Below are 17,650 nucleotides of genomic sequence, written 5' to 3'. Positions count from 1 at the left end.
AGGCTTCTACCTATGTCCACGAAAAAACCGAATGTGATTTTGTTCGGCATCGACAGCTTGCGTCGCGATCATATGAGCGCATACGGCTACCACCGACTGACGACTCCGCATATGGATCGGATCGCTTCGGAAGGCGTGTTGTTCGAGCAGCATTTCAGCCCGAGCATTCCGACGACGCCCGCTTATGCCAACATGCTGACGGGCATGGATGTATTCGGCACGAATGTCGTCGCGCTGCGGCATGAGGGTCCGCTTGGCGGGCATGTGCGTACACTCGCCGAAGTGCTGCAGGACGAGGGCTATCAAACCACTTGTATCGGATTTACGGGAAATCCGTCCTCGCGCGGATTCCAGACGTATCTGAATTATGAATCGTGGCTGCCGGACGAGACGGGCCGCGCGCCGAAGGCGCAAAACTTGAACGATGTCGCGATCCCGGAGCTGGAGCGGCTCGCATCGGACGACAAGCCGTTTTTCCTGTTCCTGCGGCATATGGATCCGCATTCGCCGTATTTGCCTCCCGCCCCCTATGAGCGCATGTTCTACGGCGCGAACGAGAAGGACCCGAGCAACCGCTCGATGGAACCGGTCTACGATTTCAAGCCGTTCGCGACCTTCCTGCAATCGTGGATTCCGGAAGGCGTGACGGATCACGAATACGTCAGCGCCCAATACGACGGGGCTGTCGCCTATATGGATGCCTGCATGCAGTCGATCTTTGCCAAAGTCAACGCATTAGGCTTAGACGAGGACACGCTCATTATCATTACGTCCGATCACGGCGAGACGCTGTATGAGCACGAATGCTATTTCGATCACCACGGGTTATACGATTGCACGCTTGTCGTACCGCTCATCCTGAAGTTTCCGGGGCGCGTACCAGCAGGGAAACGGGTCTCCGAAGTCACGGTGATTCAGGATATTATGCCTACCGTGCTGGATCTGCTTGACATCGACAGCGGGATCGAATTTGACGGACGCAGCTTTGCCGGGCGCTGGCAAGCCGAGCCTTCAGACCGGATCAGCGAATTCTACATCACGGAGTGCACCTGGATGCGCAAACACGGCTGGAGAACCCCGGAATGGAAGCTGATCCATGCGCTTGAGCCGGATTTTCATTTCAAGCCGGAGATCGAGCTGTACAATCTTGTCCGGGATCCGGAAGAAAATGTGAACGTGGCCGAGCAGGAACCGGAGATCGTCGCCCTGCTGGAGCAAAGGATGCTGGCGCATATCGCGAAGAGGGAACAAGAGACCGGCCGCCGGAATCCGATCTACACTAACTTGAATTGGCACGGGAAGAACAAAACGTTCGCCACGTCCCAAGACGCTTACGATTCGCTTGGAATCGGCTCGATTGGCGGCGCCCGCTCGCTTCAGGAGAAGAAGGCCGTCCCGGAAGAGAAGAAGGAAGGTGCGTGATGATCCGAGTTGCTGTTGTAGGTGTGAACCATATAGGCAAAATTCATTGCCGCAGTTACAAGCAGCATCCGGATACTGAGGTTGCCGCCGTGTGCGATCTGATGGAGGAGCGGGCTTCTGCCGCCGGTTCGGAATTCGGCGTTCCGGCGTACACCGATCTCTCGATGCTGCTGCAGCAGGAGCGGATTGATGTGGTGGTTGTAGCCACGGCGGGCACGGAGAAAGGCAGCCATCATTACGCACCCGTCATGCTTGCGATTGAAGCAGGCAAAGACGTGCTGGTAGAGAAGCCGATCTCCAACGATATTGAGGAAGCGAGGCGGATGGTCGCTTTTGCCCGGGAGAAGGGCGTTCGTCTCGCCTGCAACTTGAACCACAGGTTCACCCCGGCAGCACATCGTGCCAAGGAGCTGGTAGATGCCGGACAACTAGGCCGACAACTGTTCATCAACATGCGGCTGACGATCCAGAACAAATCCGATGAGACCGAATGGCTGCATATGCGGGCGCTGCACCCTCATTCCATCGATGTCATGCGGTATTTCGGCGGCGACATTCGCCGGGTTCAGGCTTTCATGACTCGGGCGGAAGGCAGAACCTCTTGGTCGACCGTGTCCGTCAATATGGAGTTCGCCTCCGGAGCGGTTGGGCACTTGACCGGCAGCTATGACATGTCGATGCGCCATCCGATCGAGTATTGCGAGGTGGCCGGTCAGACCGGACGGTTCGTCATCGACAACGTCTATGAAAGCATGACCTTCTACCCGCACCAATCCGACGATCTTCTGGTCGTGAAAAATCCGCTGTTCGGGGGCATGCAGGGCTTCAACGATACGTTCCGGCGGCGGATCGACCGTTTCGTGGAGCAGATCAAAGCGGGCACGGCGCCCGAAGCAATCGAAGCGTCGGGGGCGGATGCGCTCGCCGCGCAGGAAGTCATCGAAGCGGCGATCCGCTCGCATCAGTCCGGCGGCATGCCGGTGGAGGTCGCATGACTTTGATGAAGGAACCGATAAACATGAGCAGCAACGTCGTACAAGGGTCGGTCTTGTGGTTCACGGGGTTGTCCGGGTCGGGCAAAACGACAACGGCGAGGCATGTCGAGACGATCCTTCGCGAGCAAGGCTATGCCGTGGAGCTGTTGGATGGCGACGAGCTTCGCGCGACGGTTTGCAAGGGACTCGGATTCAGCCGGGAGGATCGGCTCGAGAACATCAAGCGTATCGCCTATATCGCCAAGCTGCTGTCTCGCAATGGCGTCATCGTTCTCGTCTCCGCCATCACACCTTATGAAGAGATGAGGGAGTACGCCCGGCGAGAGGTTCCCGGCTACGTGGAGATTTACGTCAAGTGCCCGCTCGAGACGTGCGAGCATCGTGACGTGAAGGGACTGTATGCGAAAGCGAGGCGAGGCGAGCTGCTCCGGTTTACGGGCATCTCGGACCCATATGAGGAACCGCTGCAGCCGGACATCACGCTGTGTACGGCGTCCTACTCTATAGAGCACAATGGTAATGACGTCGTGGCTTGGGTGAATGCAAGGCATGAAAGACGGACTTGACGAGGGTGCTTCTTTAGGAGGACACTAACAGTATGAAGATCATTTTGATCTCGCTCGATACGCTTCGCGCTTCCCGGTTGGGCAGCTATGGGTATGACAAACCGACGAGTCCTTACTTGGATCGGATCGCCGAACAAGGCGTACTTTTTGAACGGGCTTACGCCGGGGACATCCCTACGGAAGTGGCTCATACCGGCCTCTTCACCGGGAGGGTCGGTCTGTCCACCGGGATCGTATCGCACGGGTCGAGTCTTACGCAGCTGCCCAAAACCGTCGCCTGGTTGCCCACCCTGCTTCGGGCGGCGGGGTTCACGACCGCGGCCGTCGACAATTTGTATCAGTTGAAGGAGTGGTTCGCGAGAGGGTATCGTTATTATATGAACAGCTCGGGACCAAAACGGTGGATCGATGGGCGGACGGTCAATGAAATGGCGCTGCCTTGGCTGAACGAGCACAAGGAGGAGTCCTTCTTCCTGTTCCTGCATTACTGGGATCCCCACACGCCGTATTTGCCGCCGAGCCCTTATATCGAAGCCTTCTACGACAAGAACCGCGATCCGTACGACCCTGACAATCGAAGTATGTCCGAGGCTTATAATCATTCGGCCTATCCTTTCTTCAAACATCATCATTATGATCTGGTCGGCCCGGTAACCGATTCCGCTTATTACGATGCGTTGTATGACGCCGAAATCCGCTATCTGGACGATCGGTTGAAGGAGCTGGACGACCACTTGGAGGAGCTCGGCATTCGTGAGGAAACGATGCTCATCCTGTTTGGCGATCACGGTGAGAGCTTGACGGAGCATCAAATTTATTGGGATCATTGCGGGTTGTACGAACCGACCGTTCATGTTCCCTTGATCATGCGCTGGCCGGGGCGCATTCCGGCTGGCCGCAGAGTGCAGGGGCTCGTTCAGCACGTCGACTTATTGCCGACTCTGCTGGAGGCGATCCGGCTCCTGCAGCCGTCCGGCATCGATCTCGCCAAGCTCGCCGATCCTCCCGAGTTGGACGGGCACAGTCTGTGGCCGGCGATTCATGGCGAGACGTACGGGACGCATGAGCAGGTTTACTTGAGCGAGTGCGCCTGGCAAGCGGCTCGCGGGATTCGGACCGAGCGGTTCAAATACATTCGGACGTACGATGCGGGTCCTTTTACCCGCCCGTCCTGCGAGCTGTATGATTTGATAAAGGATCCGGCCGAGACCGTGAATTTGGCGGAGGAGGAGCCGGGTTTGACCGCGGATTTCCAGCGACAGTTGGATGCCTGGGTCGAGGCCAAGCTCGACGGGCGCCCCGATCCGATGAAAGTTCAATTGCGACAAGCCGGATTGCCGTTCCGGGGACGGATCGAGGCCATCTTGTCCTCCGTCGGCATGAGCTGGGCCGAGTGGTGCAGCAACCCGGATCGAGAGCGCTTCGACAAGGCGGTACGAGAAGGTAGGTGACTGGCCGGTGAAGGATATGGGTAGCGATGCCGTCATGCGTATTTCCAAGAGCGGTGTTTTTATGAAGTCCGAGTTTCCCATCTATGTGAAGCGGTTTGTTCAGAAGACACTTGACGAGCACGGGCACGAATTCATTGAACTGGTGTTTGTCGAGCGGGGCAGAGGGATTCATCGGTTTCAAGAGAGCGCTTACGAGATCAAGGCCGGCGACGTCTTTATCATCAACCCGGGGGAAACCCATAGCTATGTGGTGGAAGAGGGCGAGCAGATGGATATTATCAACTGCTTGTTCATGACGTCCTTGATCCCCGATACGCTGCTCCGCGAGCTGGGGATTACGGCTTCCATGGATTACTTCTACGTGCATCCCTTTCTCAAGAGCGATGTGCGCTTCAATCATCGGCTCAACCTACGCGGCAAGGATGCAGAGATTGTGCTGGGTTTGCTGGACAGCATGATCCGGGAACTGGAATCCCAAAGTCAAGGCTATACGACGTTGGTCCGGCTGCAGCTGATCGAGCTGCTTGTCGTGCTTTCCCGCCACTACACGCTGCTTCAGAAGCAGAAGGCGTCCGCGCCCAGCCGTGCGTCCAGCTACGACATGACGGCCAAACGCATCTACGGGTACATGGAGCGCAATTACGAGAGCAAGATTACCTTGCAATCGCTTGCGAATCTGTACAATGTCAGCGTTCGCCAGCTCAACCGCCTCATGGGGCAGGAGTTCGGCAAAAGCGTGATCGACGTGCTGCACGAGATCCGGATTAATCGGGCGAAGCATCTGCTTGGGGAGACGCATGAGAAAGTGATCGTCGTAGCGACGATGGTAGGCTACGAGGACCCCTCGTTCTTCAGCCGGTTGTTTCACCGCCATGTCGGTTGCTCCCCCAGTCAATATAGGGCGCGAGTGGAACGCTAGTCATCAAAAAGCTGCTTAATCGCGGCTTTTTTTTGTTTAATTCGACATGAAAAGGAAACTTAATGGAGCAATAAATTAAAAGAGAAATTGCGAAGGAATATATTGACAAACGCCCGGTAATGGTAGTAGTTTATTATCAAAAGCGATTTTGCAAAAACGTTTTTACTAACGGACCGAGGGAGAAACAACATGGCGGCAACGATAAAGGATGTGGCAAAAGAAGCGGGAGTAGCTGTATGTACGGTCTCTTTCGCCATGAACGGTTCCGCTCATGTGGCTGAAGAAACCAAGAAGCGGATTTTCGAAGCGATCGAGCGCCTGAACTACCGCCCCAATCAATCAGCTCGGGGATTGGTCACCAAGAGGACGAACAACATTGGGCTGGCCGTGTCTGAGACGGCGGACGGTTTGGAGAACGGTATTTTGCTGGATGTCATTAAAGGATTGGGGCAGGCGGCAGGCAAATTCAACTACGATGTCATGCTTTCTTTTCAGAAGCCCCACGCCGCAAAGCCGAATGATCATTTGCTGGACGTATACCGTAAACAATCCGCCGACGGTCTGATCATGATGGGAACGAAGATGGGAGAGACGCCGTACAAGGAGTTGGTGAGCAAACGATTTCCTTTCGTTCTTCTAGGCCGCCCTTCTTCGGACTGCCTTTGCCACAGTGTTAACGCCGACAACGAGCAGGGCGCCTACCTGGCAGTCGAGCATTTGGCAAGCAAGGGCCATAGGCGGATCGCTTTCATCACTCCTTGCTCCCTCGAGGTCGACGCCGCTCAGGACCGGCTGACCGGCTACCGGAAGGCAATGAGTGACTTTTTCGGCGGCGCGGAGGACCAACTGATTGCCTATGGCAGCTTTGCCTCCGACAGCGGCTATGCCGAGACGGAGAGGCTCTTAAGCCTGAAGGACCGCCCGACTGCTATAATCGCCGGCCGGGACGCCATCGCCTCGCGGGTTATCGAGAAAGCGATGGATCTCGGTTACCACGTGCCCGATGATCTTGCGGTAGTCGGTTTTGATAATAGTGTCGTCTCCCAAGTAGCCCGCCCTTCCATTACCTCTATTGAACTGCCCATGCTGGAAATGGGGTATAGGGCGGCGAATCTCCTGATTCAGCTCATCGAGGGCGGCATTTCTTATGACAATACCCAACGAATAGTTCTGCCCTGTATCCTGCATGCACGAGAATCCGTATAAAATCAAACGGCTCAAACGAGGCTCCTTAGGTTAGCTTGCTAGCCTGGGCTTCGTCATTTCGAGTACAAAAACGTTTTTGCAATAAAATTGAGAGGATGTGATGCCTTTTAACGCTCATAGGCGGAGTCGGGTTGACGAGAAATACAGGCTGTTTCGTAAGCGGTTTCAATCATCCATAAGGGAGTGAAAAGCACGATGCAGGTAAAAAAGGTTATGAGTACGGTTCTAACCCTTGCTATCGCACTCGGCATTACGGGATGCACGAAGAGTACGTCGCAGACGGAGTCCCCCAGCGCCAAACCGTCGGAAACACAAAAGGCTCAGGCCACCATGACTCCGGGCGCAGACCCGCTCAAAGGGACCATCCGGGTCAATCTACGGGGCGCTTCGGCGGAAGTTTGGAACAAGGTGGCGGAATCCTACACAGCTATGCACCCCAATGTAAAGGTAATCGTCGACGTTAAACCGGCCCAAGGCTACCGAGAATGGGTGCAGGCCCAGTTCGCCGCCGGAAAACCGGAGGCGGATTTCATCACGACCAACGAAAACGGGGAGCTTGCTAAAGATAAATTTGTCGACTTCAAGCCTTACTTGGAAAAAGTAAACCCTTACACAGGGAAATCATGGAAGGACGGTCTCAACCTGGAGGGAATGGGGATCAATCTTGAGGATCCCCAGCTGGACCAGCTAACCTCCCTGAATGTGGAGTCCGTTCAGATCTTGTGGATGTACAACAAAGAGATCTTCCAGAAGGCCGGCATTTCCGCCCCTCCCAAGACCTTCAATGAACTTATGACTGCCTTTCAGAAAATCAAAGACGCCGGTTATACGCCTTTCACCATCGGCGGGAACGCCCTCTCCCTTTGGAGCGGTCAGGCCGGCTGGCTGATGCGAATATTTCCAGACCAATACTTCCGTGACTACATCAAACTGATCCGTTCACAGAACGGGGACTATACTTATTTGCCGAAAGACGACACCTGGAAGTTCGATCTGAAGGATCCTTACAACGATGCCCGCGCGAAGGTTTCACCCAACGAGCTCCGCATGCTGAAAGCGGTACGCGATAAGGAAGGCCCTTACAAAATTGAGGGCAATCCGGCATGGCGTGAAGTGTATGAAAACTTGAAAAAGCTATTCGGCTATGCCCCTCAAGGCTTTATGGGCATGTCGGAGGACCAGGCTTACAAGTTGTTCCTCACGGGCAAGGCGGCAACGATGCTGGCACAACCTTCCTCTTATTGGCAGCTTCCGAAGGATTTTAAGGACGCCGAAAAGACGGGGGAGAGCAGCGGGGTCAAGCCGTTCGAATTCGGCTACTACAACATGCCGTCGATCGAAGGCCCTCTCGTTCAGGCGCCGGCCCGCACGATTCATGTCAGCACCGGGTTCTACGGTTTCGTTAAGAAGGACGCGGAGCAAACCGCCCTCGACATCGACTTCATGATGTACTTCACTAGCCCGAAAGGCTTCAAGGTCTATATGGAAGCCATGCAGAATTCCAAGGATGCCGCGATGTCCGGTTCCCCGATGCTGAATAACATCGAACTGCCGGACAGCATGAAGAAGGCGTTCGAATCCTTCAGCGCCATCGGCAACACGGAAGGACTTCCAAGCCCGGGCAACGTACTGGCGCGCGGCCTATACGATTATCAGCCTTCCGTACAAAGCTATGTCGGCCTGATCTCCAAGTATTTCAGCGGACAGCTCAGTGTAGACGAATTTATGAAGCAGTACCAAGCAGACATCGACTCGAAGCTGGAAGCCATGCTGAAGGAGCGTAAGAAATGGGAGGTTTCCGATTTGGACCACCCGGAACGCAAACCTCCGGTCAGGCAGTAAGCAACCCCATGCAGCCGCTTTGCTCCGCGTCTGTCCCAGCACGGAGCAAAGCGCAATGATGGTCCCGGAAGAAGGGAGAACCCATGAAAACACGGATTGTTTACCTAATGTTGGCCGTCTCCTTGCTGTTTTTTGCTCATCCGGCTATGGCGGAGCCCCTCTGGCAAATGGATAAGCAAATGAACGTAAACTCGTTGTCGATAGCGACCGACGGCGAGCGGATCGCAGTAGGTACGCAGGACGCCGCTGCATTTGTTCTCAAGCCCGACGGTACGCAGGTTTACCGGTTCGAAGCCAAGAATGTCATAACAGGCGTATCGATGTTAGACACCGGGGAACTGCTCGTTTCTTCAGACGACCAGTATGTCTATCTCCTCGATGTCGAGGGTAAGCCGGTCTGGTCCAAAAGCATGAAGAAGATGGTTAAATCCATCTCATCTACCCCAGACGGCGAAGTGATTGCGGTAACGCTTTTTCGCTCAAATGCCGTGCACTTGCTGAACAAGCAGGGTGAAGTCGTAAAGGAAATCCCGGTCGGGATTGATATAACCGGCGCCCAGGTCTCTCCCAACGGTAAATTCCTGGCCGCGGCCGGAGCGGACCAGTTTCTGTACGTGTACAACGGGCAAGGAGAGCTTGTCGTCAAGACGTCGATTTCGGGCAGCATCAACTCGGTATCCATCTCGGATGAAGGGGTTGCGGTCGTCGGTTCGTCGGAAGATAAGGTCATCATCCTGGATGCCGGCGGAAAGAAGCTTACCGAGCTCCTGGCAGGGGACATCATCACGTCCGTACATATCACAGGCGATGCCGATTATGTCGCTTACGCCGACTACTCAGGCCAGTATTACGTGGGCAGCCTGAAGGGCCAGGAGCTCTGGTCTGCCCAAGAAACGGGAGCCGGACGCCAGATCCGTTTCAGTCCGGACGGCAAGCACCTGTATGCCGCATCGGACAAAGGAGCGGTCTATCAGTACGAGGTCGGTCACCTCCTCAAGAGCGGCCAACAAGCAGCCCTCCGGCAAAAGACCATCCAATACGGTTCGATCGCGGCGGTTGCGCTTCTCATTTTAGTCCTCATTTTATGGACGGTGAAACGGAAACCGGAAATCTTTAAGCGCCTGTGGAAAGACAAATATGCTTACATGATGCTGGTTCCAAGCTTCTCGCTTCTTCTTGTTTTTCTCTACTATCCGTCCATTTCCGGACTTTTCCATTCTCTCTATGATTGGAATCCCGGATCGCGCAGCACGTTCGTGGGCCTCGACAACTTCAAAAGGATGCTGGACGATCCCTATGTGTCCAAAGGTGCCGTCAACCTCCTCATCCTCGTGGTCACCGGTCTGTTCAAGACGCTGATCCCTCCGTTGATTGTGGCGGAATTGATCTATCACTTGAGAAACAACAAAGCTAAGTACTTGTTCCGGACCTCATTCGTTATTTCCATGGTCATCCCGTCCGTCGGCTTTCTACTGGTCTGGCAAAACCTGTACGACCCGAACATCGGCCTGATCAACCAGATTCTGACCGTCATAGGCCTTGATTCATTCGCCCACCCTTGGCTCGGCGATGCGGACACGGCGCTGTGGGCCATCATCTTTATGGGATTTCCGTTCGTCGGCATCATGCAGCTGCTCGTGATGTATTCGGGCCTTATTGCCATCTCGGACGAAGTGATCGAGGCAGCCAGAATGGACGGAGCCAAGTCGTTCCGCATCATCCGTTCCATCCATCTGCCGCTTCTTGGAGGGCAGTTCAAGCTGCTCATCGTGCTGGCTCTCATCGGCATCGTCCAGGACTTCGGTTCCATTCTCATCGTAACCGGCGGAGGTCCGATGGACTCGACGTACGTACCCGCCCTTCAGATGTATTATGCCGCGACCAAGTTCGGTGACCTGGGTTATGCTTCCGCCCTGGGCGTCAGCATGTTCTTAGTGATTCTATTGATCACGGTGATCAACATGAAATTTATCAAGACCGCTGACTAAATAGGGGGTGAATAGGTTGGCTAAGTCGGAAACGCTAGTCCCCCGGGCCGGTACGGTAAAAGCCGCGGTCCGACTTCGCAAAAAGGCGGTAATCACACAGCAAGCTGTGCTGTATGCGGTTCTCGGCCTCTTCGTGATCCTTACGCTCGGTCCCATTTTATTTACCCTGATCTCTTCCTTCAAGAACAACGCCCAAATCCTGGGAGGCTTTTGGTCCATACCTTCTCCGCCGCAGGCGGCAAACTATGAGGTCGCATTCGCCGCCATCTGGCGGTATACCGCGAATACCGTCGGGTATGCGGTAACGGGCAGTCTCCTGGTCGTGCTGCTCTCGGCCATTTCGGGCTACACCTTCGCCAAGAAGAACTTTCTCGGCAAGGAGATTCTCTTCATGATGATGCTGGCGATTATGATGATTCCGGGCGTTCTGACATTAATCCCATCTTACGTCCTTTACGCCGATCTCGGGCTCGTCAACACCCCCTGGGTCATCATAATCAGCTCGGCGGCGGGAGGTCAGATCTTCGGCACCTTTCTGTGCCGGAGCTTCATGGGCGGGCTCTCCAATGAACTGTTCGACTCGGCCAAAATAGACGGGGCCTCCGAGTTCACCGTATTTCTAAAAATCGTACTCCCCTTAACCGTACCGGTGCTGATGACACTTTTCATCATGTCTTCGGTCGGGATCTATAACGAATACATCTGGCCGCTGCTAACGATCAAATCCAATGAAATCCAGATGATCGGCGTCGGTCTCACTCAGTTCAAAAATCAATTCGGGATCTCCGACATGGGCGTTGAATTCGCCGCCTATATGATCTCCTCGATCCCGCTCGTCCTGTTGTTCAGCTTCGGGATGAAGTACTACATCCAAGGGCTTACGCAGGGCGCTTTGAAGATGTAATGTTCGCAAATATCGCAAATACCCTAACGGAGATAAACCATGACCCAATATGTGGAATCACGACAAATCCCAAGCTGGATTTGGCATCCGGCCCGAGAGAGACAGAGGTCGGTTGTCCTGAGCAGGCGGTTTACCCTCGCAAGTGAAGTGGCGGGTTTGGAATTCCGGATAGCTTGTACGGGCGGTGTGGAGGTGGAGTTGGATGGGAGCCCCCTAGGCGCCATTCCGGAACATCCGCGGCAATCGACGTCATTTACTTGTCTTGACCGCTTCCCGGCCGCACTTGCAGCCGGCGTCCATACCCTAACCTTGAAGATCCGGTGCAGCGAACCTATGCCGCTCCTTCCCATCAACATCCATCTCCATGACCGCACCGTCGGCTGCATCGCTTATATCCAGGGAGACGGATTCTGGCTTCCGACCGATGCAACGTGGCAGGCGGACGACGGCCAAGCGGAGGTGGTGTGCAGGCTGGGGGAGGAGCCGTACGGCGAATTGGACAACACCCCGGATTGGTTTGTAGCAGGCGGTTATGGCGACATTGCCGCCGAACCGATGGAGAAGTTAAACTGCCTGTCCGCCTCGGGTCTCGAAGCGAATGTCCATGGCGGCCGCCTGATCCTAACCGGAAGCGGAGTACGGAAGCTCCAGTTCGGTGAAACGAACGCCCGGAACGAGCGCTATATTTTCTATCATCTGATGAAGCAAAACGAGTGGAAGGCCCTGCGCAGCCAGCAGAATGCCCGGGACTGGACCGACATGCCCAAGACGGTTGTCGAGTTCCCGTCCGAGATGAACATCCGATTCCACATTGAGAACCGGGGCTTGGGCGAGGTGGAGATTGTATGGAACGGGGCGGAATCGCTCCATGAGCTGCACGGGTATGATTCCTGCATCACGGAGCGTGCCGTAGTAAAGCCCGGGAGCCGGTTTGTGACAAGTCCCCAAGGCATGAAACTGGTTCAGTTCCTCGTGGGGGCCGGGGCGGGGGAAAGCTTCCACCTCGAAATCCGGTTTGAGGCCGTCGGCGTTCCCATGAAGCAGGTGGGGAGACTGGAATGCGACAACCCGCTGTTGAAGAAGATCTACGACGTTTCCGTCCATACCAGCGCGGTCTGCCATCAAATCGGATTGTGGGACGGAATTAAGAGAGACCGCCTAAACTGGGCTTACGATATCTACATGGCTGCAAAGGCCGATTATGTGCTGTGGGATGATCTTTCGGTTCTGCGCCGTTCCATTCGGGAGCTGGGCAAAACCCCCTACGGCTATTGGATGAACGCCATTCCCTCTTATACTTTATGGTGGCTGTGCGGCGTGTGGGACTACTATCTGGAGACGGGCGATACCGCGTTTGTACTGGAACTTAGGGAGGATTTGACCCGTCATCTCCGGTGGGTAGAGGAGAACACCGACAAGGAGACCGGATTGTTCCTGCCGGGTGCGCGGGCGGAGGTTTCGTTCATCGAGTGGGTGCCGATAGGCGCTGACGAATCGTGGTGGTGCCTCAACGCGATTTATAAACTCATGAAGACGCAGATCGGACGGCTGGCCGCCTACGTCCCTGAGCTGGGTATCGAGGTGACAGGGGAGGGGCCGGAGCTCCCGGAATATGTGTTTTTGGAAGGCACGTCGGCACTGCTGACCCCTCTTCTAGGGATTATGAGCGGTTCGGTTGCCCCTGACAAAGCGGAAGCGTTCCTCCGGAGCTGTGAGCTCAAAGACCCGTTGACCCCACTTTCCGCCTATTGGTTTGCCGAATGCTGCTCCCGGCATGGTCTTCACGAAAAAGCATGGGACGCCATCTCCCTCGTTTGGGGATCCATGCTGAATTCAGGGGCCACGACATTTTGGGAGAGTATCGTGCTTAACCGTGAAGAGGACTATCATGCCGCCCAAACGACGTACACGGCGTATGGCTCGTACCGGATGAGCCTATGCCACAGTTGGTCTAGTACCCCCGTCGTATGGATAAGCCGGTACATCTTGGGGATCCAACCGCTTGAACCGGGATACCGGAAATTTGACTTTACGCCGAATGCGCTGCCCGGACTTACGGAGTGCAAGGGAGGTGTAGGCACACCCGATGGTCCGATCCTCGTGGAATGGAAGGTGACAGAGGGCGGGATAAACAAATCCGTCAGTCGACGCACGGCAGGCGGAATGGATCTGCAATAAGCTTCGGAGATGAGGTCCGAAGCGCATCACAAACACTGAGAAGCGGCATCGTTGCAAACATTTGAGGAGGTGGATCGCAATGAAGAAAATTCGCACTCTTAGAATGCTCGTGATCGTCCTTATTTTCGCCGTGATGTTTACCGGGTTTCCCCTTCCCTACGGTGCTTCGGCAGCCGGGACTACGACTTCCGTGTCTTATGAGTTTGATGAACCTGGCAATGCGGAGGGCTGGCTGAATTTCCGGAACGGTGTCGAGAGCTACCAGGTTCAGGCGGGAAGCCTGCACCTGAAATTGAACGGAACGGATCCGTTTTGGTACGGTCCGGAGCCCGTCGGGCTTACCGCTTCCGCCGATCAATCGATCACCGTGCGGATGCGGGCGACCAAGGGAGATTCCATCGCCTTCTATTTCGATACGGATCTTTACCCCGGACTCTCTCAAAGCAAGAGAATCCTGATTCCGATTAAACCGGACGGGGAGTTTCACGAGTATACGGTGAGCGCAGGCGTTCATCCGAACTGGAAAGGAAACGTACGGAAGCTGAGGATGGACTTGGAGCCAGCCTCAAGCGTTCCTTCCGAAGTAAGCATCGATTACATCCGGATTGCCGACCATGCGGATTTCGGATTTGAGTTCAGCGGGACGGACGGCTGGCATTCCGTCCGGGATCTGAGCGAACTGGCCGCGCAGTCGGGAAGTGTCACCGCCACGGTATACGGCTCTCAGCCTACCATGGAATCCGGTCTTATCGGGGAACCGGCAGACAGACTGGGCGAGCTGAAAGTCAGAACCCGATTGACCGGCGGGACGGCGAATGCCTTGCGGGTTTCGTTTACAACGGAGGATTCCCCGGATTATACGGCTGCCAACGAAATCCGAATCCCCCTCTCGGCCGATGAGACCTACCGGGAAACCATTGTGAAAATGTGGGAGCACCCGTCCTGGAAGGGGACGATCCGAACCGTTCGCCTAAGCCTCGAATATACGGGCTCGGAGGGAGCGGCCTTGTGGGAAACGGACTATGTCCGGTTCCAAAGCGTTGTGCTTCCAGTCTTCGACTGGAACAAAGACGGCGACTCGCAACAGTGGACTCCGATCAACCATCTGACTCCTTTCACCATAGCGGACGGCATGCTTCGGACAACTGTAACCGGCACGGATCCTCACTTGGGAATCGATAACCTGAAGGGCGTGGTGGGGGAGAGGGACAAAACCCTTAAGATCCGAATGGCTGCAACAGCGGGTAATTTCATATCCGTTTTCTTCGCGACCGATACCGCCCCGGCCTATGCGGAAACGCGCCGATTCGATTTTACCATTACGGCTGACGGGACGATGAGGGAATACGTCATTCCCGTAGGCGACCACCCGATGTGGAAAGGGAAGATCACGAAGCTGCGCTTGGACTTGGAGGGCGGGGAACGAATGAATGCCGTTCTGACCCTGGACGAAGTGAGATTCGTCTCCAGTCCGGCCGGTGCGAACTTGTCCGTCAAACGTTCCAAGCCGGCTTTGCATCCCGGAGACAATGCGGAAATTACGGTTGATATCTCGAACACCGGCGGCAAAGCCTTTTTCAGCCCGCAGGCGGAGCTTATCCTTTCCGGGAACCTGGGGATTGACGAAGGGCAACTCGTTCAGCCTCTTCCGGATCTGCACCCCGGCGATACCAAGACCGTCTCGTGGAAACTAAAAGCGGCCTCTGAAAGTGCATCGGGTGTTGAGGTCCGCCTTCATGCTGCAGGATACGAACAAGGTTATTCCGTTGCATTGCCCATCGTAAAGGAAAATCAGGCGTTACCGGTCGGCAGGCCGGAAGCTACGCGGGCCTATGTGGACCCTGGGACCGGAGATGCCGTGCTGGAGAATCCGAACATCCGCTTCGTGGCCCCCAAATCAAGCTTCGGATACGGACAGTATCAGGTGTACGCATGGGAGGACACTCAGGGCTGGAAGCGGATGGCGAGCGTTCAGCCGTTTGCCGGGGCCGTCGTCCGTCAAGGGGATAACAGCGCGGAGACGGTCGCTTTTCATCCGAGCCGGGTCGCGGCCGGAGTTGCGAACGGCGAGTCTCGGCTTACGTTCCAGGGTGAGACCAAGGATTCAGCAGGCAGACAATGGAGTTACCAATTTGGGTTTGCTCTTAAGGACGGCGATTTACAAATTGGGGCCCAGCAGCGTGTTCAGTCGGACAGAGATGCGGAGCTGCTTAATCTGACCGGACCGGTCCTTACAGTAGGAGAAGGAAGTTTCGGCAGCGCCAAGGATGAAGCGTTATTCCCTGGGCTCGAATGGCTTGTCGGCGACGAGGTCTCTTCCAGTAAGCTGGACATTCACACACCGGACTCCTTGCGCCTCGTTCCTCATCCTTACAAGATTACGGTTCCCTTAATGGCCGTTCGCCAAGGCGGGCAACTCATCAGTCTGAGCTGGGACCCTCATCAGAAGTGGGATGGCGTGCATGAGCTTCCTGCCGCTAAATTCGCTTCGCCCAACTGGGTGGAGAATCAAAACAACCACGTGATGGGATTGTCCGCGTTAAGCGTGCCGGCCTGGGTTAAGGAGAACCAGGAGCTCGCCCATACGCCCTATCCCCTGCAAGCAGGACAGCCCATTGAACTGAAGTCCGGCATCACGGTGTCCAACGCGGAATCCGTATCCAAAGCGGTGGACCTCTATATGAAGCAGGAGGGCGGACTGCCTGCCGTTCCGCAGGTCTTCGATTTTAAAGAACAAGTAGACCTAGGGTTGGATGCCTACCTACGAACATACTGGGATCCTGCAACGAACGGATGGCGCCATGTCAACATTCCGTCTTGGGGAACGAATCAGTATCCTGCCGACATGGTAAGCCTTAAGCTTCTGGGCATGTCACAGCCGGACCGCAAACCGGAAGTAGAGCAGGTGATCTCGAAGGCGCTGAACGCCATGGCAGACAAGAAGCAATTGGGCGATCCGGATTACCATATCCCGCAGTTCCAGGCCGCGTTCCATGTAGGATACATGGAGGAAATGCTGGAAGGGCTGGAGGAGCAGATGCAGACGCTTATGGATACGCAGACTCCCTCGGGTTCCTGGGTATACGACAAGGAGAACGCGTACAATCCGCCTCTCGGCAGCAACGGCACCCCCCTTCTCGGACAGACGGCCCTGAATACGAAGCTGTTGTTAAAATACGCAGCCATGACAGGCAGCAAGAAGGCGGAAGAAGCAGGCTTTAAGGGACTTGCGGCTCTCGGTTCCATGGGTGAGGTTCCGCGTGCGGGACAGCCATGGGAGGTTCCCCTGCATACGCCCGATATTCTTGCCGCAGGGCATGCTGCAGGAGCTTACCTGCAGGCCTACAAGTTGACCGGTGAGGACCGTTATTTGCAAAAATCCGCTAAATGGGCGCAAGCTGGCTTGCCTTTTGTGTACACCTGGGGGGTGCAGGAACGGCCCATGATGGAATACGGCACCATCCCGATCTTCGGCGCTTCCGCTTACATCAACTCCTGGCTGGCTTCACCCGTGCAGTGGAACGGTCTTGTTTACGCCTATGAAGTGTTGGATCTGGCCCGCTACGACAGCTCAGGGCCTTGGAAGCAGGTAGCGGACGGAATACTGGCCAGCGCTGAGAAGCAGCAGGCGTCCGGAAAGGACGAAGTCTGGAGGGGCGGCTACCCGGATAACTGGAGGCTGATCTCCAACAGCCGTTCGGACAGCGTTATGCTGAACCCGGAGGAAATTGTAAAAACGATCTTTATGAAACGGTTCGTGGAAGGGAAGGGGCCAAATCCCGACGTCCGCTCCATTACCGTTCCCGGCTGTCCTGAGGCGGTTGTCGACAAACGGGAATGCTCCGAAGCTCGTGTGACTTCTCTTGCGGAGATTCGGAACACTTCTCCCGCCGACACCAGGCATCTCGTATCCTTTGCACTGGACTATCCAGCCGGAGAAACGAGTTACGTTCTGGTCGCCATGAGGGAGAAACCGCGCCAAATCACGATTAACGACGTCGCACTTGACGAAAACGTTGACTTAAACGGAGCCCCTGTAGGGTGGGTCTATCAGGAACATAACCGGTATTTGCTCCTGAAAGTCCGGCATACGGGACAGGATCAAGTGAAAATTCATTATTGACAAGGCTCGAAGCAGGAAAACCCCGGCCGGCATGCTCTGCATGTCGGCTGGGGTCT

11 protein-coding genes are annotated in these 17,650 nt (G+C 55.5%); all 11 read left to right on the top strand.

Features of this window, described 5'->3' with window-relative positions; translation table 11 throughout:
• Window positions 1-12 precede the first annotated feature (12 nt).
• The 11 genes from ACI5FR_RS16735 to ACI5FR_RS16685 all read left to right on the top strand — a co-directional run bounded on the left by ACI5FR_RS16735 (window position 13) and on the right by ACI5FR_RS16685 (window position 17,594).
• On the top strand, window positions 13-1,422 hold the full coding sequence (locus ACI5FR_RS16735; RefSeq protein WP_405456265.1) for a sulfatase family protein: 1,410 nt from the start codon (window positions 13-15) through the stop codon (window positions 1,420-1,422).
• Window positions 1,422-2,417, top strand: a complete 996-nt coding sequence (locus ACI5FR_RS16730; RefSeq protein WP_405456262.1) for a Gfo/Idh/MocA family protein — start codon at window positions 1,422-1,424, stop codon at window positions 2,415-2,417. The genes ACI5FR_RS16735 and ACI5FR_RS16730 overlap by 1 nt, the downstream gene beginning before the upstream one ends.
• A 5-nt stretch (window positions 2,418-2,422) precedes the next feature.
• Entirely contained in the window at window positions 2,423-2,983 is a 561-nt protein-coding gene (gene cysC, locus ACI5FR_RS16725; RefSeq protein ID WP_405456260.1) for an adenylyl-sulfate kinase, read from the top strand.
• Between the two features lie 32 nt (window positions 2,984-3,015).
• Complete coding sequence (locus ACI5FR_RS16720) at window positions 3,016-4,434, top strand: sulfatase family protein (protein WP_405456258.1); 1,419 nt, start codon at window positions 3,016-3,018, stop codon at window positions 4,432-4,434.
• Window positions 4,435-4,450: 16 nt separating this feature from the next.
• A complete protein-coding gene (locus tag ACI5FR_RS16715; protein ID WP_405456430.1) occupies window positions 4,451-5,353 on the top strand; it encodes a helix-turn-helix domain-containing protein in 903 nt (300 codons plus the stop codon).
• Between the two features lie 189 nt (window positions 5,354-5,542).
• A complete protein-coding gene (locus tag ACI5FR_RS16710; RefSeq protein WP_405456257.1) occupies window positions 5,543-6,559 on the top strand; it encodes a LacI family DNA-binding transcriptional regulator in 1,017 nt (338 codons plus the stop codon).
• A 195-nt stretch (window positions 6,560-6,754) separates the two neighbouring features.
• On the top strand, window positions 6,755-8,401 hold the full coding sequence (locus ACI5FR_RS16705; protein WP_405456255.1) for an ABC transporter substrate-binding protein: 1,647 nt from the start codon (window positions 6,755-6,757) through the stop codon (window positions 8,399-8,401).
• Window positions 8,402-8,484: 83 nt separating this feature from the next.
• The gene (locus ACI5FR_RS16700) at window positions 8,485-10,389 is read left to right on the top strand and encodes an ABC transporter permease subunit (protein WP_405456253.1); all 1,905 of its coding nucleotides are present in this window, start codon (window positions 8,485-8,487) and stop codon (window positions 10,387-10,389) included.
• A 16-nt stretch (window positions 10,390-10,405) separates the two neighbouring features.
• Window positions 10,406-11,293: a carbohydrate ABC transporter permease gene (locus ACI5FR_RS16695; RefSeq protein ID WP_405456251.1), complete on the top strand. Its 888-nt coding sequence runs from the start codon at window positions 10,406-10,408 to the stop codon at window positions 11,291-11,293.
• A gap of 192 nt (window positions 11,294-11,485) precedes the next feature.
• Entirely contained in the window at window positions 11,486-13,471 is a 1,986-nt protein-coding gene (locus tag ACI5FR_RS16690) for an alpha-L-rhamnosidase-related protein (protein WP_405456249.1), read from the top strand.
• Between the two features lie 79 nt (window positions 13,472-13,550).
• Window positions 13,551-17,594, top strand: a complete 4,044-nt coding sequence (locus ACI5FR_RS16685; protein ID WP_405456247.1) for a COG1361 family protein — start codon at window positions 13,551-13,553, stop codon at window positions 17,592-17,594.
• Window positions 17,595-17,650 lie beyond the last annotated feature (56 nt).

This window comes from Paenibacillus sp. HJGM_3 (assembly GCF_045062745.1).
Taxonomy (GTDB): Bacteria; Bacillota; Bacilli; order Paenibacillales; family NBRC-103111; genus Paenibacillus_AA.
This window is presented reverse-complemented; position numbering and strand designations above follow the sequence as displayed.